This window comes from Streptomyces sp. NPDC059740 (assembly GCF_042733155.1).
In the GTDB taxonomy this organism is placed as follows: domain Bacteria; phylum Actinomycetota; class Actinomycetes; order Streptomycetales; family Streptomycetaceae; genus Streptomyces.
Map to the genome: position 1 here is coordinate 373,235 of NZ_JBHWGP010000003.1, position 25,814 is coordinate 399,048.

Annotated in this window: 21 protein-coding genes; 12 read left to right on the top strand and 9 right to left on the bottom strand. The window is 75.0% G+C overall.

The genetic code is table 11. The features are described 5' to 3' along the window. Window positions 1–21: 21 nt before the first annotated feature. Both ACFV3R_RS06305 and ACFV3R_RS06310 read right to left on the bottom strand, forming a co-directional pair. Window positions 22–1,479, bottom strand: a complete 1,458-nt coding sequence (locus ACFV3R_RS06305) for a sensor histidine kinase (protein ID WP_385576485.1) — start codon at window positions 1,477–1,479, stop codon at window positions 22–24. Between the two features lie 82 nt (window positions 1,480–1,561). After that, complete coding sequence (locus ACFV3R_RS06310; protein ID WP_385576333.1) at window positions 1,562–2,227, bottom strand: response regulator transcription factor; 666 nt, start codon at window positions 2,225–2,227, stop codon at window positions 1,562–1,564. Between the two features lie 140 nt (window positions 2,228–2,367). Here ACFV3R_RS06310 and ACFV3R_RS06315 point away from each other — a divergent pair, with 140 nt between their 5' ends. Further along, window positions 2,368–3,000 carry a PepSY domain-containing protein gene (locus ACFV3R_RS06315; protein ID WP_385576336.1) on the top strand — a complete coding sequence of 211 codons (633 nt, stop codon included), beginning with the start codon at window positions 2,368–2,370 and terminating at the stop codon, window positions 2,998–3,000. Window positions 3,001–3,042: 42 nt separating this feature from the next. On the opposite strand, the gene meaB is transcribed toward ACFV3R_RS06315, so the two are convergent. Together meaB and ACFV3R_RS06325 are read right to left on the bottom strand one after the other, a co-directional pair. Further along, window positions 3,043–3,999, bottom strand: a complete 957-nt coding sequence (gene meaB / locus ACFV3R_RS06320) for a methylmalonyl Co-A mutase-associated GTPase MeaB (RefSeq protein WP_385576339.1) — start codon at window positions 3,997–3,999, stop codon at window positions 3,043–3,045. Window positions 4,000–4,110: 111 nt separating this feature from the next. After that, complete coding sequence (locus tag ACFV3R_RS06325) at window positions 4,111–5,286, bottom strand: acetyl-CoA C-acetyltransferase (protein ID WP_385576488.1); 1,176 nt, start codon at window positions 5,284–5,286, stop codon at window positions 4,111–4,113. Window positions 5,287–5,462: 176 nt separating this feature from the next. On the opposite strand from ACFV3R_RS06325, the gene mce reads away from it, so the two are divergent. The 8 genes from mce (at window position 5,463) to ACFV3R_RS06365 (ending at window position 16,648) form a co-directional block, all read left to right on the top strand. Beyond that, window positions 5,463–5,915 (top strand): methylmalonyl-CoA epimerase, encoded by a 453-nt coding sequence (gene mce / locus ACFV3R_RS06330; RefSeq protein ID WP_385576342.1) that lies wholly within the window; start codon window positions 5,463–5,465, stop codon window positions 5,913–5,915. A 170-nt stretch (window positions 5,916–6,085) separates the two neighbouring features. Further along, window positions 6,086–10,405: a polarized growth protein Scy gene (gene scy, locus ACFV3R_RS06335; protein ID WP_385576345.1), complete on the top strand. Its 4,320-nt coding sequence runs from the start codon at window positions 6,086–6,088 to the stop codon at window positions 10,403–10,405. 285 nt (window positions 10,406–10,690) lie between these two features. Further along, entirely contained in the window at window positions 10,691–10,867 is a 177-nt protein-coding gene (locus ACFV3R_RS06340) for a hypothetical protein (protein WP_385576348.1), read from the top strand. 66 nt (window positions 10,868–10,933) lie between these two features. Beyond that, the gene (locus ACFV3R_RS06345) at window positions 10,934–11,869 is read left to right on the top strand and encodes a cellulose-binding protein (protein WP_385576351.1); all 936 of its coding nucleotides are present in this window, start codon (window positions 10,934–10,936) and stop codon (window positions 11,867–11,869) included. A 135-nt stretch (window positions 11,870–12,004) separates the two neighbouring features. Continuing rightward, window positions 12,005–13,141 carry an ATP-binding cassette domain-containing protein gene (locus tag ACFV3R_RS06350; protein ID WP_385576354.1) on the top strand — a complete coding sequence of 379 codons (1,137 nt, stop codon included), beginning with the start codon at window positions 12,005–12,007 and terminating at the stop codon, window positions 13,139–13,141. A 2-nt stretch (window positions 13,142–13,143) separates the two neighbouring features. Then, window positions 13,144–13,917, top strand: coding sequence for an ABC transporter permease (locus tag ACFV3R_RS06355; RefSeq protein ID WP_385576357.1), 774 nt, complete (start codon window positions 13,144–13,146; stop codon window positions 13,915–13,917). 179 nt (window positions 13,918–14,096) lie between these two features. Then, window positions 14,097–15,362: an ABC transporter ATP-binding protein gene (locus tag ACFV3R_RS06360; RefSeq protein WP_385576360.1), complete on the top strand. Its 1,266-nt coding sequence runs from the start codon at window positions 14,097–14,099 to the stop codon at window positions 15,360–15,362. Further along, on the top strand, window positions 15,359–16,648 hold the full coding sequence (locus tag ACFV3R_RS06365; RefSeq protein ID WP_385576363.1) for an ABC transporter permease subunit: 1,290 nt from the start codon (window positions 15,359–15,361) through the stop codon (window positions 16,646–16,648). The genes ACFV3R_RS06360 and ACFV3R_RS06365 overlap by 4 nt, the downstream gene beginning before the upstream one ends. A gap of 97 nt (window positions 16,649–16,745) precedes the next feature. Here ACFV3R_RS06365 and ACFV3R_RS06370 read toward each other — a convergent pair whose 3' ends face one another. Continuing rightward, entirely contained in the window at window positions 16,746–17,072 is a 327-nt protein-coding gene (locus ACFV3R_RS06370) for an ATP/GTP-binding protein (RefSeq protein WP_385576366.1), read from the bottom strand. Between the two features lie 610 nt (window positions 17,073–17,682). Between ACFV3R_RS06370 and ACFV3R_RS06375 the strand changes: the two genes are divergently transcribed. Next, entirely contained in the window at window positions 17,683–18,717 is a 1,035-nt protein-coding gene (locus ACFV3R_RS06375; protein ID WP_385576369.1) for an LLM class flavin-dependent oxidoreductase, read from the top strand. Between the two features lie 124 nt (window positions 18,718–18,841). Here the strand turns inward: ACFV3R_RS06375 and ACFV3R_RS06380 are convergent, their stop codons facing one another. Then, entirely contained in the window at window positions 18,842–19,234 is a 393-nt protein-coding gene (locus tag ACFV3R_RS06380; protein WP_385576372.1) for an SCO5389 family protein, read from the bottom strand. A 359-nt stretch (window positions 19,235–19,593) separates the two neighbouring features. Here ACFV3R_RS06380 and nucS point away from each other — a divergent pair, with 359 nt between their 5' ends. Continuing rightward, the gene (gene nucS / locus ACFV3R_RS06385) at window positions 19,594–20,253 is read left to right on the top strand and encodes an endonuclease NucS (RefSeq protein ID WP_385576375.1); all 660 of its coding nucleotides are present in this window, start codon (window positions 19,594–19,596) and stop codon (window positions 20,251–20,253) included. A gap of 95 nt (window positions 20,254–20,348) precedes the next feature. Here nucS and ACFV3R_RS06390 read toward each other — a convergent pair whose 3' ends face one another. Next, window positions 20,349–23,009 carry an ATP-binding protein gene (locus ACFV3R_RS06390; RefSeq protein ID WP_385576378.1) on the bottom strand — a complete coding sequence of 887 codons (2,661 nt, stop codon included), beginning with the start codon at window positions 23,007–23,009 and terminating at the stop codon, window positions 20,349–20,351. A gap of 574 nt (window positions 23,010–23,583) precedes the next feature. Between ACFV3R_RS06390 and ACFV3R_RS06395 the strand changes: the two genes are divergently transcribed. Then, the gene (locus tag ACFV3R_RS06395) at window positions 23,584–23,994 is read left to right on the top strand and encodes a hypothetical protein (RefSeq protein WP_385576381.1); all 411 of its coding nucleotides are present in this window, start codon (window positions 23,584–23,586) and stop codon (window positions 23,992–23,994) included. Here ACFV3R_RS06395 and ACFV3R_RS06400 read toward each other — a convergent pair. Both ACFV3R_RS06400 and ACFV3R_RS06405 read right to left on the bottom strand, forming a co-directional pair. Next, the gene (locus ACFV3R_RS06400; RefSeq protein ID WP_385576384.1) at window positions 23,991–24,314 is read right to left on the bottom strand and encodes an STAS domain-containing protein; all 324 of its coding nucleotides are present in this window, start codon (window positions 24,312–24,314) and stop codon (window positions 23,991–23,993) included. The genes ACFV3R_RS06395 and ACFV3R_RS06400 overlap by 4 nt on opposite strands. A gap of 141 nt (window positions 24,315–24,455) precedes the next feature. Further along, the gene (locus ACFV3R_RS06405) at window positions 24,456–25,304 is read right to left on the bottom strand and encodes a 3-hydroxyacyl-CoA dehydrogenase family protein (RefSeq protein WP_385576387.1); all 849 of its coding nucleotides are present in this window, start codon (window positions 25,302–25,304) and stop codon (window positions 24,456–24,458) included. Between the last annotated feature and the right edge of the window lie 510 nt (window positions 25,305–25,814).

Consider the following 25,814-nt stretch of genomic DNA (forward strand, 5'->3'; position numbering starts at 1 on the left):
CCCGGCGGGCGTCCGTCCAGGTCAGTCGCTCGTGCCCGGGTCCACCGCCGGCAGCCGGAGCACGAACAGCGCGCCACCTGCCGCCCGGCCCTGCCCGGCGTCCGCGGCGTCCTGGACCGTGAGGCCGCCGCCGTGCCGCTCCGCGACGTCCCGGGCGATGGCCAGCCCCAGTCCGGCGCCGCCCTCGTCGCGGCTGCGGGCGTCGTCGAGCCGGACGAACCGCTCGAAGATCCGCTCCCGCTCCCCGGGCGGTACGCCCGGTCCGTCGTCGGCGACCCGCACCACCGCCCACCGGCCCTCCCGGGCCACCCGGACCCGCACCGCGGTGGCCGCGTGGCGCTGGGCGTTGTCGAGCAGGTTGCCCAGGACGCGGCTGAGCTGGTTGCGGGAGCCGGCGACGGTGACGTCCGGGGCCGCGGTGACCTCGACCGGCAGCCGGTCGGCGTGGCGCTGGCCCGCCTCCTCGGCCACCAGCGCGCCCAGGTCGAGCCGGCGTGCGGCGGGCCGCTCCCCGGCGTCCAGGCGGGCGAGCAGCAGCAGGTCGGCAGCGAGGGTCTGGAGGCGGACGGTGTCGGCGACCGCGCCGGGGACGTCCAGCAGCCCGGGATGGGCCAGGCCCACCTCCAGCTGGGTGCGGAGGGCGGCCAGCGGGCTGCGCAGCTCGTGGGAGGCGTCGGCGACGAAGGCGCGCTGCCGCTCGACGGCCGTCTCCAGGGCGGCGAGGGTCTGGTTGGTGGTGCGGGCGAGGCGACCGATCTCGTCCTCGGTCGCCGGCTGCGGCACCCGCCGCGAGAGGTCGGTGCTCTGGGTGATCTCGGCCATCTCGGCGCGTATGCCCTCCACCGGCCGCAGCGCCCGGCGGGTGACCAGCCAGGTCACCCCGGCCACCACGAGCAGCAGCGGCACCAGGCCCAGCAGCATGGCGTCGCGCACCGTGGAGACCGCCTCCTGCACGGGCGCCGTGGGCGCGCCGGCCCGGACCTCCACGTCCCGGCCGCCGGTGTCGGAGGCCTCGATCCTGGCGAAGCGGTAGGAGGCGGTGCGGCCGTCCACGCGTGCGGTGCCGTCGTCATGGTCCACGTCGTCGTCGACCGTCCCGGGCGAGGCGGTGGCCCGCGGCTTGCCGTCCTCGCAGTCGTCGTCCGTGCAGGAGGCCGCGGCGTCGTCGCTGCCGGCGGGTGCGCCCACCCGCTTCCCGTCCACGGCCTCGACGTCCTCGCCGGCCGCCAGGACCCGGTCGCTTTCGGCCCCGGTGACGACCACCGGCCGGTCGTCCCCGTCGGGCAGGTCGAGCCGCCGGTAGGGGGTGCCGGCGGCGATCTGCGAGGCGACCTGGCGGGCGGTGACCTCCGCCTGGAGACCGGCCTGGTCGGCGAGGTTGTCCCGGAGCACCAGCAGCACGGCGGCGCCCGCGGCGACCAGCGCCACGGTGACCACCAGGGTCGCACCGAGCGCCGCCTTGGCCCGCACCGTCCGCAGCAGCCGCGGCCGGCGCGGCTTCGTCCCGGCAGTGGCGTCCGCGGGGGTGCGGCGGGCGGGGGGTGCGGCCGGCGGGGCCTGCTCAGGCACCGCGATCCGCCGTCCGGTAGCCCGCGCCGCGCACGGTGACGATGGTGTCCGCGCCGAGCTTGCGGCGCAGCGCGCTGACGTAGACCTCGACGATGTTGGGGTCGCCCTCGTAGGCGAAGTCCCAGACGTGCTCCAGGATCTCGGTCTTGGAGACCACCTCACCGGCCCGCTCGGCGAGCTGTTCCAGAACGGCGAACTCCTTGGCTGTCAGGAGCACCTCCGCGCCGTCCCGCTCCACCCGGCGGGTGCTCCGGTCCACGGTGACGGGTCCCAGCCGCAGGACGGGTGCGGCCGACCGGCCGCGCCGGCGCAGCAGGGCGCGGACGCGGGCGAGAAGCACCACGTAGGAGAAGGGTTTGGTGAGGTAGTCGTCGGCGCCGGTGTCCAGCCCCTCCGCCTCGTCGTACTCGCCGTCCTTGGCAGTCAGCATCAGCACCGGGACCTCGTCACCGGCCGCCCGCAGCGCGGCGCAGACCCGGTAGCCGTTCAGTCCGGGCAGCATGATGTCCAGGATGACGAGGTCGTAGTCGTGCTCCCGGGCGAGACGGAGCCCCTCGGTGCCGTCGTGGCAGACATCGACGGCGTAGCCCTCGGCCTGGAGGCCCCGGGCCAGGGAGCGGGCGAGTCGACGCTCGTCCTCCACTATCAGCAGGCGCATGCGCCCACCTTGCCATCTGCCGGCTGAAGCTTTCTTCAGGTGGCTTCAGGCTCTCTTCAGGAGGTCCCCGGCAGTGTGGCGGTCGTCGTCGAGGAAGTGCGGCGACACGGCACCGAAGCCACCTGAAGGGAAGAGCCGCCATGAAGCGCAGCGTCATCGTCGCCACCGCCACCGCCGCCGTCCTGGTCGCCGGGGGCACCGCGACCGCACTGGCCGTGAACGCCCCGGGGTCCCAGGGCACGGCGCCTGCCGCGAGCCGGGACGCGCAGGCCGCGGGCGGCGCCACCGCGAAGGGGGCCGGCGACGGCGACGTCCGCGAGGCCCGCGAGGCGAAGGTCACCCCCGCCCAGGCCCAGGCCGCCGCGCACCACGCCCGCAGCGGCCTGGTCACCGGCCTCGACCTCGACCGGGACCGGCCGGGTCTGGTCTGGGACGTGGACATCGCCGGCCACGGCTCCACCTCGCACGAGATCGTGGTGGACGCGCACACCGGCCGGGTCCTGGCCGACCACACCGACCGCGACGACGACGACGCCGCCGAGGCCCGCACCCGGCTCCACGGCACCTCGGTCAACGCGGTGGAGGCCGCCCGCGCAGCCCACAAGTGGGGCGCGGTGACCTCGGTGGACGTCGACGACGACCAGCCCGCGGGCAAGGCGCTGTGGAAGGTCGAGACGGTGACCGGCAAGGGCGTCCAGCACGACGTGCTGGTCGACGCGCACAGCGGCCACGTCACCCGGGTCACCGTCGACGACGCCGAGGACGAGGACTGACGGCCGCCGACGGGCCCGGCGGCCGTCACCGCCTGACGGGCCCTACTCCCCCGTCAGCCCCGCCACCAGTTCGTCGGCCGCCGCGTACGGGTCCAGCTCGCCGGCCGCGACCCGGTCGGCGAGCCGGTCCAGGCGCTGGCCGCCGCGGAGGTCGCCGATGCGGGTCCGCAGGGTGGTGATCGCGATGGTCTCCACCTCGCGGGCGGCGCGGGCCCGGCGGCGGGCGGCGAGCATGCCGTGCTCCTCCAGCCAGGCCCGGTGCTTCTCCAGCGCCTCGACCGTCTCCGCCACGCCCTCGCCGCGGGCGGCGACGGTCTTGACGATGGGCGGGCGCCAGTCACCGGGGCCGCGGGACTCCCCGAGGCCGAGCATGTGGTTGAGCTCACGGGCCGTGGCGTCGGCGCCGTCCCGGTCGGCCTTGTTGACGACGTAGACGTCCCCGATCTCCAGGATCCCGGCCTTGGCCGCCTGGATGCCGTCGCCCATTCCGGGGGCGAGGAGGACGACGGAGGTGTCCGCCTGCGAGGCGATCTCCACCTCCGACTGGCCGACGCCGACCGTCTCCACGAGGATCACCTCGCAGCCCGCGGCGTCCAGCACCCGCACCGCCTGCGGCGCGGCCCAGGCGAGCCCTCCGAGGTGGCCGCGGGTGGCCATGGAGCGGATGTAGACGCCGGGGTCGGAGGAGTGCTCGGTCATCCGCACCCGGTCCCCCAGCAGCGCCCCGCCGGAGAACGGCGAGGAGGGGTCGACGGCGAGCACCCCCACCCGTCGGCCGGTCCGGCGGTAGGCGCTGACCAGTGCCGAGGTGGTGGTGGACTTGCCCACGCCGGGCGAGCCGGTCAGGCCCACCACGTAGGCGTTGCCGGTGAGCGGGGCGAGGGCGGCCATCACCTCGCGCAGGTGCGGCGAGGCGCTCTCGACCAGGGAGATCAGCCGGGCCACCGCACGGGGCCGGCCCTCCCGCGCCTTCGCCACCAGCTCGCTGACGTCCACCATCGCAGTTCAGCTCCTCGGTTCTCGTCCGTCCCGCCGTCGCCCGGCGCGACGGCGGTGCCGCCGAGGGCCGGCGGCGCTCGGCGACCCTGGTGGTCCCGGTAACAGGAGGCGTCAGGCCCCGGGCACGTGCAGGATCAGGGCGTCGCCCTGTCCACCGCCACCGCACAGCGCCGCCGCGCCCGTGCCGCCGCCCCGCCGGCGCAGTTCCAGCGCGAGGTGGAGGGCGATGCGGGCCCCGGACATGCCGATGGGGTGGCCCAGAGCGATCGCGCCGCCGTTCACGTTCACCTTTTCGGGCGAAACTCCGAGGTCCTTGACCGACTGCACCGCGACGGCCGCGAACGCCTCGTTGATCTCGATCAGGTCGAGGTCGGCGACGTCCAGGCCGGCCTTGCCCAGCGCGTGCAGGATGGCGTTGGAGGGCTGCGACTGGAGGGAGTTGTCGGGGCCGGCCACGTTGCCGTGCGCGCCGATCTCGGCGAGCCAGGTCAGGCCCAGCTCCTCGGCCCTGGCCCGGCTCATGACCACGACCGCGGCGGCACCGTCGGAGATCTGGGAGGCCGAACCGGCGGTGATGGTCCCGTCCTTGCTGAAGGCGGGCCGCAGCCGCCCCAGCGACTCGGCGGTGGTCTCCGGCCGCACGCCCTCGTCCTGCGTGAACAGCACCGGTTCGCCCTTGCGCTGCGGGATCTCGACGGGAACGATCTCCTCCTCGAACACCCCCGACTTCTGCGCCGCGGCGGCCCGTTGGTGGGAGCGGGCGGCGAACTCGTCCTGCGGCTCCCGCCCGATGCCCAGCCGGGTGTTGTGGTGCTCGGTGGACTCGCCCATGGCGATGTTCTCGAAGGAGTCGGTCAGCCCGTCGTGCGCCATCGAGTCCAGCACCTCGATCGCGCCGTACTTGTAGCCCTCCCGGGACTTCGGCAGCAGGTGCGGGGCGTTGGTCATGGACTCCTGGCCGCCGGCGACCACGACGTCGAACTCACCGGCGCGGATGAGCTGGTCGGCCAGGGCGATGGCGTCCAGGCCCGAGAGGCAGACCTTGTTGACGGTGAGGGCGGGGACGCTCATGGGGATGCCGGCCTTCACGGCGGCCTGGCGGGCCGGGATCTGGCCGGCCCCGGCCTGGAGCACCTGGCCCATGATCACGTACTCCACCTGCTCGGGAGCCACGCCGGACCGCTCCAGGGCGCCCCGGATGGCCACACCTCCCAGCTCGGCCCCGGAGAAGCCACGCAGGGAGCCCAGCAGGCGGCCGACGGGGGTGCGCGCACCCGCGACGATCACGGAGCTGCGGGCGGGGTCACGGCGGTCGTCACGGTCGGACATGGTGTGCGCCCTTCCTGTAGCGGAAGTCGATGAGGGTTTCGCCAATGTACTGAGCGGTATCGGTGTGGTCACGGTCACGGAGGTGTGATGGCTGGCACGTTGCGTGACCGCGCGTGTCGGTATGCACTACCTCCATGCTGACGCGAATCGACCACATCGGAATCGCCTGCTTCGACCTGGACACCACGGTGGCGTTCTACCGGGACACCTACGGGTTCGAGGTCTTCCACACCGAGATCAACGAGGAACAGGGCGTCCGCGAGGCCATGCTGCGGATCAACGGGACCTCCGACGGCGGCGCCTCCTGGATCCAGCTGCTGGAGCCCGTCCGCGAGGACAGCGCAGTGGGCAAGTGGCTGGCGAAGAACGGCGAGGGGGTGCACCACGTCGCCTTCGGCACCGCCGACGTGGACGCCGACTCCGAGGCCGTGCGGGACAAGGGCGTGCGGGTCCTCTACGAAGAGCCCCGGCGGGGCTCGATGGGGTCCCGGATCACCTTCCTGCACCCCAAGGACTGTCACGGGGTGCTCACCGAACTGGTCACCGCGGCACCCGCGGAGGACGTCCCGGCCGCGCCCGAGCACTGACCTTCGCCTTCCCCTGCCGGTAGAGTGCAGCCTCGGCCGGCAGTCCGGGTGGGGTCCGGTCCCTTCGAACGCCGATGATCTGACACCATTTCTTCGACAAGGGCAAGCTCCACACCCGAGCACCACGGAGCCGGCCACCGACGTGACCAGGGGACGGATGGGACCGCGCAGTGCGGGGCAACGAGCGCCAGGAGCGTAAGTGGGCTGACGGCGACCACCTCTCGCAGTTCGAGGCCGAGATGGAGCGGCTGAAGACGGAGCGGGAGAAGGCCGTCCAGCACGCCGACGACCTCGGGTACCAGGTCGAGGTGTTGCGCGCCAAGCTTCACGAGGCGCGCCGCACCCTGGCGACGCGACCCGCCTACGACAACCTCAGCCACCAGGCCGAGCAGCTGCTGCGCAACGCCCAGCTCCAGGCCGACCAGCTCCGGGCGGACGCCGAGCGCGAACTGCGGGAGGTGCGGGCCCAGACCCAGCGCCTCCTGCAGGAGCACGCCGAGCTGCAGAACCGCATGGAGTCCGAGCTCCACTCCGAGGCGGTGGCGCGGCGGCAGCGGCTGGACGAGGAGCTCAACGAGCGCCGCCAGACCGTCGAGCAGCATGTCAACGAGAACGTCGCCTGGGCCGAGCAGCTCCGAGCCCGTACCGAGGCGCAGGCCCGGCGGCTGATGGAGGAGACGCGCGCCGAGGCCGACCAGGCCCTGGCCGCGGCCCGCGCCGAGGCGCAGCGCCTGGCCGAGCAGGCCCGGGAGCGGCTGGGCAGCGAGGCCGCCGAGGCCCGCGCCGAGGCCGAGCAGATCCTGCGGCGGGCCCGTACCGACGCCGAACGGCTGCTGAACGCCGCCTCCGCGCAGGCCCAGGAGGCCACCGACCAGGCCGAGCAGCTCCGGGTCAGCGCCAGCGACGACTCGGAGGCGGCCCGCCGGCAGGCGGCGGAGCTCTCCCGGGACGCCGAGACCCGCATGCGGGAGGCCGAGGCCGCGCTGCGGGACGCCCGCGCGGAGGCGGAGCGGCTGGTCACCGAGGCGCAGGAGACGGCCGGCAAGCGGCTGACGGCCGCCGAGTCGCAGAACGAGCAGCGCACCCGCACCGCCAAGGCGGAGATCGCCCGGCTGGTCTCGGAGGCCACCAAGGAGGCCGACGCGCTGCGCGCCGAGGCCGAGCAACTGCGGGCCGACGCGCAGCTCGAAGCCGAGCGGCTGCGGGGCGAGGCCCAGGAGGCGGCCCGCTCGCAGGCGGCCGAGGACGCCGCGGCGCAGCTGGCGAAGGCCGCCCGCACCGCCGAGGAGGTCCTCACCAAGGCCTCGGAGGACGCGCGGGCCACCACCAGGGCCGCCACCGAGGAGGCCGAGCGCATCCGCCGCGAGGCGGAGGCCGAGGCGGCCCGGCTGAGCGGTGAGGCGCACGACGCCGCGGAGCAGCTCAAGGGCGCGGCCAAGGACGACACCAAGGAGTACCGCGAGAAGACCGCCGCCCTCCAGGAGGAGGCGCGGCGGCTGCGCGGCGAGGCGGAGAACCTGCGCGCCGAGGCCGTCGCGGAGGGCGAGCGCATCCGCGCCGAGGCCCGCCGCGAGGCCGTCCAGCAGATCGAGGAGGCGGCCAACACCGCCGAGGACCTGCTGACGAAGGCGAAGGCGGACGCCGAGGAGACCCGGACCACCGCGACGACCGAGAGCGAGCGGGTCCGCACCGAGGCGATCGAGCGGGCCACCGGGCTGCGCCGGCAGGCCGAGGAGGCGCTGGAGCGGGCCCGTACCGAGGCCGAGCGGCTGCGCACCGAGGCCGAGGAGAGCGCGACCGCACAGCGGGAGGAGGCCGAGCAGGCGGCGGCCGGGCTGCGCGAGGAGACCGAGCGGGCCACCCGTGAGCTGCACCGGCAGGCCGAGGAGGAGGCCGAGCGGCTGCGGGCCGAGGGCGAGGCGAAGCTGCGCTCGGCCGAGGAGGCGCTGGGCGAGGCCCGCACCGACGCGGAGCGGCTGCGCAGGGAGGCGCAGGAGGACGCCACCCGGCTCAAGGCGGAGTCCGCCGAGCGGCTGCGGGCGCTGCGGCAGAGCGCCGAGGAGGAGGCGGAGCGGCTGCGCTCCGAGGCCGCCTCGGACGCCGGCGCGGCCCGTGCCGAGGCGGAGGCGGCCGCGGCCCGCCTGGTGGCGGAGGCGGACACCGAGGCCGAGCGGCTGAAGTCGGAGGCGCAGGAGAGCGCGGACCGGCTGCGCGCGGAGGCCTCGGCGGCGGCCGAGCGCACCGGGGCGGAGGCGGCCGAGGTGCTGGCCGCCGCCCAGGAGGAGGCGGCTCGCCGGCGGCGGGAGGCGGAGGAGCTGCTCGCCGGTGCCCGTGAGGAGGCCCACCGGGAGCGGACCGCTGCCCGGGAGCAGAGCGAGGAGTTGCTGGCCACCGCCCGGACCCGGGTGAGCGAGGCGCAGGACGAGTCGGCGCGGCTGGTGGCGGAGGCCGAGCGGCGGGCCGAGGAGCTGGTCGCCACGGCCGAGCAGACCGCCCAGCAGGTGCGGGACTCCGTCGCCGGGCTGCGCGAGCGCACCGAGGAGGAGCTGGCCGGGCTGCGGTCGGCGGCCGAGCACGCCGCGCAGCGCGTCAAGGAGGAGGCGCAGGAGGAGGCCGACCGGGTCCGCTCCGACGCCTACGAGGAGCGGGAGCGGGCCTCGCAGGACGCTTCGCGCACCCGGGCCGAGGCGCAGGAGGCGACCGAGGCCGCGAAGGCGCTGGCCGAACGCACCGTGCAGGAGGCGCTGGCCGAGGCCGAGCGGCTGCGGGGCGAGGCGGACGGCGTCCTCACCGAGGCGCGCGGCGAGGCCGAGCGGACCCGGGCGGACTCCGAGGCCCGGGCCGAGCGCCTGGTGGCGGAGGCCGGCGAGCGCGCCGAGCAGCTCGTGGCGGCGGCGACCGGCGAGGCGGAGCGGCTGCGGGCGCAGGCGGCCCAGACGCTGGCCACCGCCGAGCAGGACGCCGAGCGGGCGCGGGACGAGGCACGTGCGGACGCGGGCCGGACCCGCGCTGAGGCCGCCGAGCAGGCCGACCGCCTGGTCGCCGAGGCGCGGTCGGAGGCCGGCCGGGCGGTGTCGGAGGCGCGGGCGGAGGCCGAGCGGATCGTCACCGAGGCCCGGGAGCTGACCTCCACCGCCCAGGACGACGCCGACCGCATGGTCCGCGAGGCCGGCGAGGAGGCCGGCCGGCTGCGGGCCGAGGGCACCGAGCAGGCCGAGCACCTGGTGGCCGAGGCCACCGGTGAGGCGGAGCGGCTGCGCACCGAGGCGGCGCGGCTTCTGGAGGAGGCGCGGACCGAGGCGGACCGGATCGGGGACACCGCGCGCGCCGACGCCGGCCGGACCCGTTCGGAGGCCGCGGAGCAGGCCGACCGGCTGGTGGCCGAGGCGACCGGCGAGGCGGAGCGGCTGCGGAAGAACGCCGCGGAGACTGTGGAGAGCGCCGAGCAGGACGCCGAGCGGGCACGCGCCGAGGCGCGGGAGCAGGCCGCCTCGACGGTGGCTCAGGCCACCGACGAGGCCGAGCGGTTGCGGGCCGAGGCCGCGAGCACGGTGGCTGCCGCCCAGGAGCACGCCGCTCAGACGCGGGCCGACGCGGCACGGCTGCGCGAGGAGTCCGAGGCCGAGGCCGACCGGGTGCGCACCGAAGCGCTCGAGGAGGCCGACCAGTTGCTGGACGCGGCGCGCAAGGACGCCGCCCAGCGACGCGCAGACGCCGCCCAGCAGGCCGACCAGCTCGTCGCCAAGGCGCAGGAGGAGGCGCTGCGTTCGGCGACGGACGCGGAGAAGCAGGCCGACACCATGGTGGCCGCCGCCCGCAAGGAGGCCGACCGGCTGGTCGGCGAGGCGACCTACCAGGGCAACGAGCTGGTGGAGAAGGCCAGGTCGGACGCCAACACGCTGCTGAGTGAGGCGCGGGGCGACGCGAGCGGTATCCGCGAGCGCGCCGAGGAGCTGCGTACCCGGGTGGAGGCCGAGGTCGAGGAGTTGCACGACCGGGCCCGGCGGGAGACCTCGGAGGCGATGCGTTCCGCCGGTGAGCGGGTCGACAAGCTCATCGCGCAGGCCACCGCGCAGCGGGTCGAGGCCGAGGAGAAGGCCAAGGAGATGGTCTCGGAGGCCGGCAGCGAGGCGTCGAAGGTGCGTATCGCCGCGGTGCGCAAGGCCGAGTCGCTGCTGAAGGAGGCGGAGCAGAAGAAGGCCGACGCGCAGGCGGCGGCCGAGCGCACCCGCGCCGAGGCGGAGGCGGAGGCCCGTCGCATCGTCGAGGAGGGCAAGCGCGAGCTGGAGATCCTGGCGCGTCGGCGGCAGGACATCAACGCGGAGATCGGCCGGGTCCAGGACGTCCTGGAGGCCCTGGAGTCCTTCGAGTCGCCGGGCGGCAAGCGGGGCGGCGGCGCGGCCGAGTCCACCGACGAGAAGGACGACGGTGTCAAGGCGGGGGCCGCGGCCGGGGGGACCCGGTCGGGAGGCAAGCGGTCCGACTCCTGAGCGAGTCGGTGCCGGAGGGGGCGGGGCGTCGCCTCTGCCCCCGTGCCGCCGCCCCGCCCGAGGTGACGTTTTTGTGGCGGTTCGGTGACGGTCAGGACGCCGAACGGCAGCGAAAGAGCCTGGCACAGGTAACGGATGGCGGCCCTCGATGCGGTACGGGGGCCGTCAAACCACTCAAACGGGCGTTCATTCTCCATACGGAACCCCCAAGGGCTCGATGACACGCCGTCCGGGCGCCTAGGATTCCCTCTATCACCCCAACGGCCTCTCTTTGACAGGAACCCCATGAGCGAGTCGTCCTCTCCGTCCGGCCTCGCGCCCGAACGGCGTGGATACCGCCGCCAGGTGAGTGCGTGCCACCCCCGGCCGGCCACCGCGGGCGGTGCCCGGCCCGCCCGCACCGCCCCCCTGGAGAAGCAGGTCGACGTCCTCGGCACCGGCCCCCGCCGGTACCCCCGGTAGTCGCCTGATGGGCGGTCTGCCGGCCCGATTCCCCATCACCACAACGGTCTCTTCGACAGGAACCCCATGAGCGACACTTCCTCCCCCTTCGGCTTCGAGCTCGTGCGGCGTGGATACGACCGCGGTCAGGTGGACGACCGCATCACCAAGCTCGTCGCCGACCGTGACAGCGCCCTGTCCCGCATCACCTCTCTGGAGAAGCGGATCGAGGAGCTGCACCTCGAAACCCAGAACGCCCAGGCCCAGGTCAACGACGCGGAGCCGTCGTACGCGGGCCTCGGTGCCCGTGTGGAGAAGATCCTCCGCCTCGCCGAGGAGGAGGCCAAGGACCTGCGCGAGGAGGCCCGTCGGGCCGCCGAGCAGCACCGCGAGCTGGCCGAGTCGGCAGCCCAGCAGGTCCGCAACGACGCCGAGTCGTTCGCCGCCGACCGCAAGGCGAAGGCGGAGGACGAGGGCTCCCGCATCGTCGAGAAGGCGAAGGGCGAGGCCTCCAACCTCCGCTCCGAGGCGCAGAAGGACGCCCAGTCCAAGCGCGAGGAGGCCGACGCCCTCTTCGAGGAGACCCGCGCAAAGGCCGCCCAGGCCGCCGCGGACTTCGAGACGAACCTGGCCAAGCGCCGCGAGCAGTCCGAGCGTGACCTGGCCTCGCGTCAGGCCAAGGCCGAGAAGCGGCTGGCGGAGATCGAGCACCGCGCCGAGCAACTGCGGCTGGAGGCGGAGAAGCTGCGCACCGACGCCGAGCGCCGGGCCCGTCAGACGGTCGAGACGGCTCAGCGGCAGGCCGAGGACATCGTCGCCGACGCCAACGCCAAGGCCGACCGCGTCCGCAGCGAGTCCGAGCGCGAGCTGGCGGCGCTGACCAACCGCCGCGACTCGATCAACGCCCAGCTCACCAACGTCCGCGAGATGCTGGCGACGCTCACGGGTGCCGCGGTGGCCGCCGCCGGCGTTCCGGACGACGACACCGCCACCCGCACGGTGCCGGCCCAGCAGTCGCACTGACCCGCGCCGCGACGCGGCTCTCCGCAAGGCCGCCGGCCCGCCCGCTCCGGGTGGGCCGGCGGCCTTGCCGCTTGGTCCTGCGGCGGGCCCGGTCTCCGGTGGCGCGGGCCCCGGGCCGCGCCTAGCGTGCTGTGCATGATCGAGGTGGACGGGCTGACCAAGCGCTACGGCGACCGGCTCGCCGTGGACGGGCTGTCCTTCGCGGTCCGTCCGGGTGTGGTCACCGGCTTCCTCGGCCCGAACGGCGCGGGCAAGTCCACCACGATGCGGATGATGCTCGACCTGGACGCGCCCACCGCCGGCGGCGTCCGCATCGACGGCCGGCGCTACCGGGACCTGGACCGCCCGCTGACGGTCGTCGGGGCGCTGCTGGAGGCCCGGGCGGTGCACGGCGGCCGGAGCGCCCACAACCACCTGCTGGCACTGGCGCAGTCCAACGGCATCCCGAAGCGCCGGGTGACGCAGGTGCTGGAGACCGTGGGCCTGGCGGCGGTGTCGCGCAAACGGGCCAAGGGCTTCTCGCTGGGCATGGGCCAGCGCCTGGGCATCGCCGCCGCGCTGCTGGGCGACCCCCGGGTGCTGCTCTTCGACGAGCCGGTCAACGGGCTGGACCCGGAGGGCATCCACTGGATCCGCAACCTGATGAAGCAGCTGGCCACCGAGGGACGCACCGTCTTCGTCTCCTCGCACCTGATGAGCGAGATGGCACTGACCGCCGAACACCTCATCGTCATCGGTCAGGGGCGGCTGCTGGCGGACACCTCGATGACCGAGTTCATCCGGGAGAACTCCCGCAGTTACGTGCGGATGCGTTCCCCGGAGCCGGAGCGGCTGTGGGACGTGCTCCAGGGTGCCGGTGTCCACGCGGTCAGTGGTGACGGCGGGGCACTGGAGGTGGACGGGGTCGAGGTGGAACGCCTGGGGGAGCTGGCCGCCCAGCACCGGCTCGTGCTGCACGAGCTCAGCCCGCGGCAGGCCTCGCTGGAGGAGGCGTTCATGCGGCTGACGGCAGGGGCGGTGGAGTACCACGCGCACGCCGGGACGCACTCCCCGGAGCCGGGCGCACCGATCAGCACTGCCGTGCCGCCGGAACCTGACGGTCCCGGGCCCGCCGGACCGGGGCCCGCCCGGCCGGATTCCGCGGGGCCGGGCGCCGGGGCGCCGCCGGGGGACGCCCGCGCCGAGTGGGGCGCCGGGTGGCGGGAGTCCCGGGGCCGCCGGCGCCGCGGCCGGGCCGGTGGCCGGCCTCCCGAGGACCGAGAGGAGCCCTGACCATGGCGCAGTTGACGAGGGTCCTGGTGTCGGAGTGGACGAAGATCCGCTCCGTGCGCTCCACGGTGTGGACGCTCGGCATCGCCGTCGTGGTCACGGTGGCCCTCGGCGCGCTCATCAGCGTGCTGTCCCGCAACGACTTCGGCTCGATGCCGCGCGGTGACCGGCTCTCCTTCGACGCCACCCGCACCAGCTTCGCCGGCATGGGGCTGGGCCAGCTGGCGCTGATCGTCTTCGGCGTGCTGGTGGTCTCCACCGAGTACAGCACCGGCATGATCCGCGCCTCGCTCGCCGCCGTGCCGCGGCGGGGGGCGTTCCTCGCCGGCAAGCTGGCGGTGGCGACGGGGCTGGCGCTGCTGGTGGGGCTGTTGACGAGCTTCGTGACGTTCTTCGTGGGCCAGGCCGTGCTGGGCCCCTACCGGGTCGGGCTCGGGGACCCGGGGGTGCTGCGGGCGGTCTTCGGCGGCGGCCTGTACATGGCGCTGATCGCCCTGTTCTCGATGGCGGTGGCGACGATGCTGCGCAGCCCGCTGCTCTCCCTCGGTGTGCTGATGCCGTTCTTCTTCCTCGTCTCCAACATCCTCGGCAACGTCTCGGCGACGCGGAAGGTCGGCCGCTACCTGCCGGACCAGGCCGGCCAGCGGATCATGCAGGTGGTCACCCGCCCCGGCGACGACACCCCGTACGGGCCGTGGGGCGGGCTGGCGATCATGGTCGGCTGGGTGGTGCTCGCCCTGCTGTGCGGCTACGCACTGCTGCGCAGGCGGGACGCCTGAGCCCGGGAACGGCACCGGTGCCCGGGCGAGGCCCGGAGAGCGTCCGTCCGCGCCGTGCGTCAGGCATCCTGCCCGGCCGCACGCTCCTTTGACGGCCCCCGTGGCCTGCCCGATACCCTCGGCGGACCACGGGGGTGCGAGGACCGGTACGCCCCCGTCTTCTGGCGAGGGGCGGAGCATTGATCGAGGCAGTGGGCCTCACGAAGCGCTACGGCGCCAAGACTGCCGTGCACAACCTGTCGTTCCAGGTGCGGCCCGGGCAGGTGACGGGCTTTCTGGGGCCCAACGGTTCCGGCAAGTCGACCACCATGCGCATGATCCTGGGGCTCGACGCGCCCACCGCGGGGCGGGTGACGGTCGGCGGGCAGCCGTTCCGCCGGCTGCCCAACGCGCCGCGTCAGGTGGGTGCCCTGCTGGACGCGAAGGCGGTGCACGGCGGCCGCACCGCCCGCAACCACCTCCTCAGTCTCGCCCAGCTCGCCGGCATGCCGGCCGGCCGGGTGGACGAGGTGCTGGCGATGGTGGGGCTGCAGGACGTGGCCCGCAAGCGCACCCGCGGCTTCTCCCTCGGCATGGGCCAGCGCCTGGGCATCGCCGCCGCGCTGCTGGGCGACCCGCATGTGCTGCTCTTCGACGAGCCGGTCAACGGGCTGGACCCGGAGGGCATCCTCTGGGTGCGCAACCTGATGAAGCACCTGGCCGCCGAGGGACGCACCGTCTTCGTCTCCTCGCACCTGATGAGCGAGATGGCGCTGACCGCCGAGCACCTCATCGTCATCGGCCGCGGACAGCTGCTGGCCGACATGAACGTGCGGGACTTCATCGCCGCCAACTCGGCCGGCTTCGCCCGCGTCCGCACCCCGGACGACCCCGATCAGCGGGAGAAGCTGTCGCGGGCGCTGCACGAGGCCGGCGCCCAGGTGACGGCCGAACCGGACGGCGCGCTGCGGGTGACGGGGCTGCCGCTGCCGCGGGTGAGCGACGTGGCGCACGAGGCGGACGTACGGCTGTGGGAGCTCTCCCCGCACCAGGCGTCGCTGGAGGAGGCGTACATGCGCCTGACGCAGGGCGCGGTGGACTACCGCTCCACCACCGACCCCCGGTACGCGCTCCAGGCGGCGGTCGGAGGGCCGGCGCCGGTCCCGGGCCAGGTGCCCGGCGGGCCCCTCGCCGGACCGCCGCCGCAGCCCGTCGGGCCGCAGCCCGGCCCGGTGCCGCCGCAGGCCCCCGGACACCTGCCCGCCAATCCCTACGCGCAGCCGGACCCCTACGCTGCGGCGCCCGTGCCGCCGGCGCCGGTCCCGGGCCCGCGCGCGGCGGCCGGTGACCCGGCCGGTCCGCCACCGCCCGGGCAGCCGCAGCCCGAGCAGCCGGCAGCGGCCGGGCCGCCCCCGCCGGCCGGTTCCCCCGCCACCCCGAACCAGCCCCACGAGGACGCCCGATGAGCAACCCGCAGCAGCCTCGGCCCGAGGCCCAGGAACCGCAGGACGCGAGCCCCCGCACGCCGTCGCCGACCGGCCCCGACGCACCGCGCTCGCCCTTCGACGGGACGCCGCCGCCCACCGACGCCCCGCAGCAGGCCGGACCGCAGGCACCCGGCGCCCCGTCGGCAGCCCCGGGCGAACCGGGGACGACCGCGCTCCGGGCACAGCAACCGCCCGTGCCGGACGCGCCCGCCACCGTCCCGCAGGCGCCCCCGGCCGGGGAGCACGGCACGATGATGCTGAAGCCCGGTGGCGCGCCCGGGAGCGGCGCAGGCCCCGCCGGGGCGGACCGGGAACCGGGGACCCTCTTCCTCGCCGCGCAGGGCGCCCCCGCACCGCCCGCTCCGCAGGCCCCCCGGGTGCCGCCGCAGGCCGTCCCCGCGCAGGCCCCCCAGGGCCCCCAGGTCCCGCCCCACCCGCAGGGCGCCGGTCCGCACGGTGGCCGCGGCGGCTACGTCTCGCCCTTCCCGGTCCGCGGCGCCACGTTCGGCGGCGCGCTCGCCGCGGAGTGGACGAAGATCCGGTCGCTGCGCTCCACGATGTGGACGCTGGGCGTCATGGTGGTCCTGGTGGTCGGTGTCGCCCTGCTCACCGCGCTGGTGCTCGCGGGCACCGACGCCCACCTGCAGGGCGAGTCGCCGCTGACCTTCGCCCTGTTCGGCATGATCTTCGGGCAGTTGTGCGTGCTGACCCTGGGCGTGCTGGTGATCAGCGGCGAGTACGGGACGGGGTCGATCCGCACCACGTTGACCGCCTCCCCGGGCCGGGCCCGGGTGCTGACGGCCAAGGCAGTCGTCTTCTTCCTGGTCGCCTTCGTCTCGTCGCTGGTGGCCACCGTCCTGGCCGCCCTGGTGCTCCAGGGCATCCTGCACCAGCAGACCGGTGTCACGCCCCCGGGGGCCGAGTGGCTGAAGGCGACGGTGGGCGTGAGCCTGTTCGTCGCCGTCCTGGGGCTGCTCTCGCTGGCGGTCGGCACCCTGCTGCGCCACTCCGCCGGGGCGATCACCCTGATGGTGGGCGTCGTCCTGCTGCCGCCCATCGTGGGCCTGTTCATGCGGGTGGGACCCGTCGCACGGGTCGGCGCGTGGCTGCTGGACTGGTCGGTCATCGTGCAGTTGGGGGCCTTCTACACGAGCGGGCCGAGCGGCTCGGGCCCCGACGGCTGGGAGCCGGTGTGGATCATGGGCGGCATCACCGCCGTCGTCCTCGCCGCCGCCTACGGCGTGCTGGCCAAGCGGGACGTCTGAGCGGACCGGCGCGTGGGCCGGGGGCCGCGGACCGGCCGCCCCCGGTGCCGCGGGTTCCCCGGGTTCCGGCACTGCCGCAGCGGCGGGGGCCGGCGGCTCAGTAGCGCGGCGCGTTCCGCGCGCGCTGGACCCGGGCGCGCCGGCGGTCCCTGGCGTTCCAGCAGGAGGTGTGCCAGTGACGGCGGTCGTCGACGTCGCCGAGCCGGGGCCAGGCGACGACGTGCGGCACGCCGGGCGGGATCTCCTGGTCGCAGCCGGGGCAGCGGTAGCGCTTGCCGGCGCCGCTGCCACCGACCTGCCGCACCACCCACTCCTCGCCCCGCCACTCCTGGGTGGTCTCCAGGCCGAAGCGCACCGAGCCGGCGCGGTCGGGACGGTCGGGGGACTGGCCACCGCCCTGGGGGCGGTTGCGGCGCGGACTCACGGCGTACCTCGAACGTCGGAAGGACCGGCGGGCCGGTCGCGGGCTGTCGACGGGCCCCGCTACGGCTCGGCCGGGCACCGGGCGCCGGCCGGGGCGCCCGGCGGGGTCTGCACCTAGCCTAGCCCCGGCGCTGCCCGCCGCCGAGGCCCCCGGACGGCACCGGGCGGGCGGAGCGGGCACGCCGCAGTGGGCTGAAACCCGAGTGTTTCCGGCGCTCCGCGGGCTCCGCCCTTGACGTACCCGCCGGTAGTCGATCACTCGAAGGCTCGCCGGGGGCAGGTGAGGCGGACCGGTCGGAACCCGCCCTCGCCCGGCACCACCTCAACCCGGACCGCCGCACCGGGCCGTCCTCCCCGGCCCGTCCGTCCTGGCCCCCTCCAGCGCCGGAGCCGCACCTCCGCCCGTCACTGGTCCCCCGGCAGGACACTCCCTGCCCTCTCGCCACACCCCTCACCTCTCCGGTGTGATCATCGGGAGATTCGGCCGTCTCCCCCGTGCCCTCACCCGCCACGGGGCGTTAGTCCTCACAGCGGACCCTGACGGGCCACCGCGCGGGCCCCGGTTGCACGGGGGCCGTCGCCGTGTCGAGGCCGAGGAGGCTTTCCGAGCGATGCGTGTAGGGGCGTTCATCCTGTCGGCCCAGTTCCCGGGCCAGGGACACGACGAGGCGCTGCACCGCGCCGTGCGGGCGACGGAGGCCGCCGAGGCGGCGGGGCTGGACTCGGTGTGGCTGGCGGAGCACCACTTCGTCCCGTACGGGGTCTGCCCGTCCGCGACGACGCTCGCCGCCTACCTCCTCGGGCGGACCCGGCGCATCGGGGTGGCCACCGCGGTCAGCGTGCTCCCCACGGCCCATCCGGTCTCCCTCGGCGAGCAGGCCGCGCTGCTGCACCTGACGTCCCGGGGCCGCTTCACCCTGGGCGTGGGGCGCGGCGGGCCCTGGGTCGACCTGGAGGTGTTCGGCTCGGGCCTGGCCGCCTACGAGGAGGGCTTCCCCGAGTCGCTGGACCTGCTGCTGCGGTGGCTGCGGGAGGAGCGGGTCGGCGCCGGCGGTGAGCGGTACGCCTTCCGCGAGGTGCCGGTCGTCCCCCGCCCCCGGGAGTCGCCGGAGCGCCCCGAGGGCCCGGAGGTCGTGGTGGCCTGCACCTCGCCCGGCTCGGTGCGTCTCGCCGCCGAGCGGGGCCTGCCGATGCTGCTGGGGATGCACAGCACGGACGAGGAGAAGGCCGGGATGGTCGGTCTGTGGCGGCGTACCGCGCTGGCTGCGGGCCACGACCCCGACCGGGTGCGCGGGGCGGGCCATGTCGCGGCGGGTGTCGGGCAGGTGGCCGACACCCGCGCCGAGGCCACCGAGAAGCTGGCGAAGGCGATGCCCGGCTGGCTGCGGCAGGGCCTCGGCGCCCATGTGACGGTCGACGGCCGCCGGCGCACCATGCGGGACCCGGAGGCCTACACCGAGTTCCTGTGCGGCCTCCATCCGGTGGGCCCGGCGAGGCTGTGTGCGGACCGTCTCGCGGCGAGCGCCGAGCGCACCGGTGTGCGGCGCTTCGCTCTGCTCGTCGAGGGCTCGGGCGACCTCGCGACCACGGAGCTGAACGTCCACCGCCTGGGTACCGAGGTACTGCCGACGCTGGACGGCGTCTGACGCCCGGGGGCGTGCGGGCCCCGGTCGTCGGCGCCCGCGCCGGGCGGCGGGCGGATGCCCACGGCCCGGCTCGCGGCGACCGGCGCGGTGCCCACCCCCAGGGGCAGCCGATGCCGGCCGGCGCTCAGCAGTCGCGCAGTTCCGGCGACTGGTTGAGGATCTGCCCGCGGAGGGAAGTGAACTTGGCCAGGCGGTCGTCGACTGCCGGGTCGAGCGGGAACACCGCCACGCGGTGGCAGTTCTGGAAGGCCAGACGGACTCCGAAGTGCCGCTCCAGACTTCCGCGTATGGCGTTGCTGGCGAGGGCCCGCAGCAGTTCACCCCGTGCCTGCTCGTTGGGGGGAGGCGTCTGGTTGTCCGCGAACTCTCCTCCGTCGACCTTGAGTTGAGCGACCAGGTTGCTGATCATCCCCCACGCGAAGGGCAGGGAGGTCCGGACGCAGTCGACGAAGGCGGCTTCGTCGACCTCGCCTCGCTCGGCCTGTTCGAGGAGGGCCGGTGAGACGTCGAGCGACATGAGGTTCTCCTCTCGCGGCCCCGGTACGGCCCGGAGCCTGCAGGAATGGGACGGCAGCCGCAACGGAGCGTGTCCGGTCTGCGACCCCCTGCTGTAACGGTATGCCGCCACCACGGCCCGCACCAGGAGATTGGGCATACAACCAGCCAATGGCACATGCCGGTCGTAGACCCGATTTCACACCTGTCCCACCCGCCTCAGAGGGCATGAGAAACCGGGTCGTGCGCCGCCGGAGGTGTCGCCTCCGGTCCACCCCCGGCCGAAAGATTCCGCACGCCCTTGCGAGGGAGGCCGGGTACCGGCCGACGGCCCCGGGCCGTTTCGCGTGCCGGCACACCCGTCGAGTAGCGTGGCGCACCATGCGTCTCGTCATCGCCCGTTGCTCCGTGGACTACGCGGGCCGGCTCACCGCCCACCTGCCGTCCGCCCTCCGTCTGATCCTGGTGAAGGCCGACGGCTCGGTCTCCGTCCACGCCGACGACCGGGCGTACAAACCCCTCAACTGGATGTCGCCGCCCTGCACCCTGAAGGAGGGGGACGGCGTGTGGACGGTGGAGAACAAGGCCGGCGAGAAGCTGATCATCACCCTTGAGGAGGTCGTGCACGACTCCTCGCACGAACTCGGCGTCGACCCGGGCCTCATCAAGGACGGCGTGGAGGCGCACCTCCAGGAGCTGCTCGCCGACCGCATCGAGACCCTCGGCGAGGGCTACACCCTGATCCGCCGCGAGTACCCCACGGCCATCGGCCCGGTGGACATCCTATGCCGTGCGGCCGACGGGAAGACCGTCGCCGTGGAGATCAAGCGGCGTGGCGAGATCGACGGCGTGGAGCAGCTCACCCGTTACCTCGAACTCCTCAACCGCGACCCCCGTCTCTCGCCCGTGCAGGGCGTGTTCGCGGCGCAGGAGATCAAGCCGCAGGCCCGCGTGCTGGCCACGGACCGCGGCATCGACTGCGTGGTCCTCGACTACGACGCCCTGCGCGGCATCGAGGACGACAAGCTGCGGCTGTTCTGACCCGTCCGGTCCCCCGCGGGTTACCCGCGCGCCACCTCAGGGGCAGGACACCTCTCCCCGGCGGTGGGGGCTGCCCACCGCCGGGCCGCAGTGCGTCAGGAGCTGCTGGGGCTGCCCGAGGTGGACGGGCCGGCGCCGGTGGCCGAGGACGAGGAGGAGCCCGAGGAGGGCGCCGACTCCCGCTGCGAGGCGCTGCGCTGCGCAGCCGTCCCCGAGGCCGTCGCGTCCTGTGATCCCTCCGAGGTGCCGCCGGTGGGCGGGTCGGGGGTCTCGGTGGGGTCCTCGCTCTCCGAGGGCGTCGGCGTCGGCGTGGTGTGGGTGGGTGTCGGCGAGGGCTTGTGGGAGTGCGTGGGGCTGGGGCTGGAGGGGTGGCTCGGCTCGTGCGAGGGCTGCGAGGGCGCGGACGGCGAGCCGCTGTCCTGGTCCGAGGGGCTCTGGCTGGGCGAGGCCGAGGGGCTGTCGCCACCGCTGTGCGACGGGGAGGCCGACGCGCTCGGCGAGTCCTGGGCCGGGGGCGGGGTGTCGCTGGTCGCGGGGTCGGTGGCCGGCGAGTCGCCGGTGCCCTCGTCGTCCGCCGACTGCTCGGAGGTGACGCCGCCGGACGGCGTGGTGTCGCCCGAGGTCGCCCCGAGGGTGACGACGGTCCCGAGCACAGCCGCGAGGAGGGCGCCCGCGCCTGCGGCGACGACGTTGCGCCGGGCGCCGCTGAACACCGGTCGGCGGCCGGACCGGGTACCGGAACCCGGCCGGCCCTTGCCCGGGGCCGAGCCGCCCGCCCCGGCCGCCGGGGTGTGCGACGCGGTGGTCGTGCCGAAGGGCTCGGCCTCGTCGAAGAGGAGTGCCGCGGGCGGGTAGGTGGCGGCCGGTCCCGCCGGGTCGACGGCCACGGTCGGGGCGGTGGGCCTGGAGGACTCGTCCGAGGGGCCGGAGGGCAGCACCCGGGCGGTGGGGGCCTCGTCGCGGGCCGGGGCGTCCGCGCGGTCCTCGGGGACGAGGCCCAGCGGGCCGCCGGTGCGCTTGCCGGCGACCGGCTGGACACCGGTGGTCTGCTCGGTGAGCGGCACGTCGGCGCCGCTGAAGGTCACCGGCTCGGGTGGGGCCGCGAGGGCGCGGGCCCGGTCGGTCACCAGGGCCAGGGCCCGCCGGCCGGCGACCGCGCCGCGACGGTCGGAGAGCACTCCGCGCAGCCCGATGGAGGCCTCCAACTCGGCCCGGGCACGGTCGACGGCGCCGGTGCACAGGGCGAGAACCCCGAGTTCGTGGTGGAAGTACGCCTCCTGGGCGACCTCTCCCGCGAGCCGCGCCGCCTCCTGGCCGTGCCGCAGACAGCGCTCCCATGCGCCCCAGCGCAGCGCTGCCGCGAGGGCGGGGGCTGCGGCGCGGGCGAGTTGGACGGCTGTGGCGGGGCTGCCTTCGGGCCGGCTCGTGGTGAGCGCGGCCAGCGCGGCGAGCAGGACGTCGGCCTCGGTCGCGACCCGCTCCGGGCCGACCGTGCTCCTCCCCACCCACCAGGTGTAGTGCTGGGCCGCCGCCTCCGCCTGCTGGGCGGCGTCCGTCGCGTAACCGGCGGCCTCGAGCTCTTCGCGCACCCCGCCGACGAGACGGTGGTGCGTGCCGGCCCGGGTGATGAGTCCGGCGCCGAGCAGCTCACCGAGTGCGGCCTCCGCGCCGGGGTCGGCCACCAGGGCCGACAGGTGCGTCTGGTGGGGCACCGCGCCGTCCAGGGCGACGGCCAGCCGCAGGAGGGCGTGCGCCGCCCCGCTCAGCGGCTCGGCGAGCAGTGCGGCCGGCACGCCGGGCCCGGCCGCCGGCAGGGCGCGGTCACCGCTCGAAGGGACCCCGGCGGACCCTTCGCCGTCCAGACCCGCCGGGCCGAGCCGGGCCGTGTCGCGGTGCCACAGCAGCGCCGCGGCCTGGACGAACCGCTGGGGCAGCCCCTCGCAGGCGGACCACAGCTCCGAGGCCCACTCGGACTCGTGCAGGGTGAGCGGGCGGCCGATGGCGTGTTCCAGCAGGGTCAGGCAGGTGTCGCGGCTCAGCCCGCCCAGGGGGACATCGGTCACCCGGCTGCCCGCGGCCGGCTCCGGGGCGTCGGGCGAGGAGGCGAGCAGGAAGGCGCACTCGGGGGTGGCGCGCAGCACGGCCTCCAGCGCGTCCCCGCCGAACTCCAGGTCGTCCAGGACGACGACCGCGCCGATGGCGGCGAGGCGCGCGTCGAGCTCCTCGCGGTCCGGCCGGTGGCGCGGGGCGTCGTAGACGGCGGCGAAGAGTTCGTGGAGGACGTCGGAGGAGGTGCGGTGGGCTGCGTCGAGGCGGATCACGCCGTCGGGCGCGAGGTCGGCGCAGGCCACGGCCACCTCGTCCAGCATGCGGCTGCGACCGGAGCCCGCCGGGCCCACCAGGCGCACGGAGCGGCCCCGGGAGAGCAGTCCCACCAGCCGCTCGCGCTCCTCCTCGCGCTCCCACAGGGGCTGGTCGAGGGGGCTGGGGCCGGTGCCGGCGGTGATGGCGGTGCGGGCCGCACGTTCGGCGTCGGCACGGACGGCGGACGGCTTGCGGTGCACCGTCGGCCGGGCTTCGCCGGGCGGGCAGTGCTCGATCTCGGTGCCGTCGATGGGGTTGAGGGTGAGCAGGTACGAGCCGGCCACCAGGCGGACGGGGCGGGTGGGCGCCGTGCCTTCGTGGCGGTCGCCGAAGGCGGCCGGGCGGGGGCCGGGCCCCCGGTCGTCGGGGCCGTGCTCGGTGTTCGGGTCCATGGTGGTGAGTCCCCCAGAAGAGTGGCGCGGCAATGGCCTGCCGACCGGGCCGGCCGCCGTGAGCTCCGCCCCGCCCGCGGGGCCCGGCTGCCGTGCGCGTCCGGTCCGGGATGCCGCCGCACCGTCATCAAGCGGCTGAGAACCGAACCCTAGTCCCTGGGAGGGGCCGAGCGAACGCCTGACCCGGTCTACGTCCCCTATGGGGAGATTTATCCGGAAAGTCACCCCGGTGGTATCCCTCACACCGGACACCGCCGTACTCGGGGGATCCGGAGAGCCCCGAACTCTCGGAGCCGGACGCCGGGGGACCCGGACGCCGGGGGTGCCCAGGTCTTCCTTTCGGATCCTGCCGGGCTCGCCACTCGCCACCCTCCGGCCGGGAGGCCCCCCCACCTGCGCCTTGCGGTGCACGGCAGCGGACGCCGCTCCCTGATCCGGCCTGGTCCGGAAGAGGCCCCTGGGTGTGGAGGACGGGAAGTCGGGCAGGTCCCTGATCCTGGTCCTGATCACAGCAGGAGCAGCGGGGTCCGGTAACCACTACCGCCCCTGGACGACGACTGCGGAGCGGTGAGCAATGAGCATGCCCGGCGGTACCGGCAACACCAGTGGTCGCTACCTCATCCGGGGTGACTACTACGACGAACGTCTCACGGAACGGCAGTTGACCGACACCGTCACGATCGTCTGGGGCTCGGTGGGCCTGGTCTTCGGCCTGTTCATCGCAATGGGGTTGTCCTCGCTCTTCGGGCTGTCGACCGTGTTCCGCGTCGTGCTGGTCACTGCACTGATCCTCGTCATCGGTGGGGGGACCGCATGGATCGCGCGCCGGGTAGCGCGGCGCGGAACGGAGGACAAGCGGGTTGCAGAGTTCCTCGCGAAGCACGCAGGCGCGGAGAGCGACAGCGCCGACGGCCTCCGCACGGCTGTTCCGGAACGGGCCGGCCAGCAGGCCGGCCCGCCCGCTGATCGGGACGGAACCGCCTAGACGCGAGGCAGCGTCTCCGCCTCCAGGCCGCCCTCGATGGCGAGGATGCGGTGGAGGCGGGTCGCGACCAGCAGCCGCTGCATCTGCGGGGGGACCCCGCGCAGGACGAGCCGGCGGCCGACACGGCCGGCTCGCCGGTGCACGCCCATGATCACTCCGAGACCCGTGGCGTCCCAGGAGTCCAGCTCCGACAGGTTGAGCACCAGGTCGCCGGCGCCGGAGTCGACGGCGGCGTGCAGGACCGATCGGGCGTCCGCCGCGGTGCGGACGTCGAGGCGGCCCCCGACGACCAGCTCGGCCTGGTCGCCCCTGATATGCATATGCGCTCCCGGTGTCGGTGTGATGCGTGGGTCTACCGGACTGACTGCCTCCCGTGCGGCCGAGTTGCCGCCTGTGAGGGAACCGAGACCGAATTCACTCCTCAGGGCGATCGGCCGGTTGACGGAAAGCCAGGCGGCGGTTCAGTGCTCGTAGAAGCCTTGCCCGCTCTTCCGGCCGATGTCACCCGCGTCCACCATCCGGCGCATGACCTCCGGCGGTGCGAACTTCTCGTCGCGGGACTCGGCGTAGATGTTGTCGGCGGCGTGCAGCAGGATGTCGACGCCCGTGAGGTCGGCCGTGGCGAGGGGGCCCATGGCGTGGCCGAAACCGAGCCGGCAGGCGGTGTCGATGTCCTCGGCGCTGGCCACGCCAGACTCGTAGAGCTTGACCGCCTCCACGACCAGCGCCGAGATCAGCCGGGTGGTCACGAAGCCCGCCACGTCCCGGTTGACGACGACGCAGGTCTTGCCGACGGACTCGGCGAAGGCCCGCGCGGTGGCGAGCGTCTCGTCGCTGGTCTTCAGCCCGCGGACCAGCTCGCACAGCGACATCATCGGCACCGGGGAGAAGAAGTGGGTGCCCACCACCCGCTCCGGCCGCGAGGTGGCCGCGGCGATCTTGGTGATCGGGATGGCGGAGGTGTTCGAGGCGAGCACCGTCCCCTCCCCCACCAGGCTGTCGAGCGTCGCGAAGATCTCCCGCTTGACCTCGATCTTCTCGAAGACGGCCTCCACCACGAGGTCGGCGTCGGCGACCGCGTCGAGGTCGGTGGTGGTGGTGATCCGGGCCAGCGCCTGCTCGGCGTCCTGCGCCGTCATCCGCTCCTTGGCGACGAACCGGGCCCAGCTCTTCTCGATGCCGTCCCGTCCGCGGCTCAGCGCCTCCTCGGTCACGTCCCGCAGCACGACTTCCCAGCCGGCCTGCGCCGAGACCTGGGCGATGCCGGACCCCATGAGTCCGGCTCCGATGACGGCGAGTTTCCCTGCCACTGGTGTCTCCCCTTGTCCGCGTGTTGTCCGCGTGTACCCCTGATCCGCTCCCGGAGCGCTCCGACCGCGTCGCGGCGGGCCGGGCAGCGGGGCCCGGCGGTGCCGGGGCCGCCGCGGGTCGGTCTCCGGCGGACGGCACGGGCGCGGGCCGCTCGGATACGGAACGCCCTGACGGTCAGGGAGCCGACGGTAGCGCCCGCGGACGGCATGGCGGGCGGGAAGAGACGCGCGTCACGCCCGGTTTGACAGACATCACACCGTGCTCCGTCATCTGGTCGCCCGAACGGCGTAGTTGAAGGCCATCTCGCCGGGCGGGCCCTCCCCCCGCGTCGGACGGGAAGAGAGCCGCGCAGCGGGCCCGCGGCCGAAGACCTCGCCTCCTCGGAGGGGCGGCGAGGCCCTAAGGGGTCCTTGCCATATGCCCGCCCGGGCCGCGTGGTCTGGCACCGCACCTCGCGGCGTTGCCGAAAAGCCCTGGTAGCTCCGCTACGAGGACTCCCCGGCGCCTTG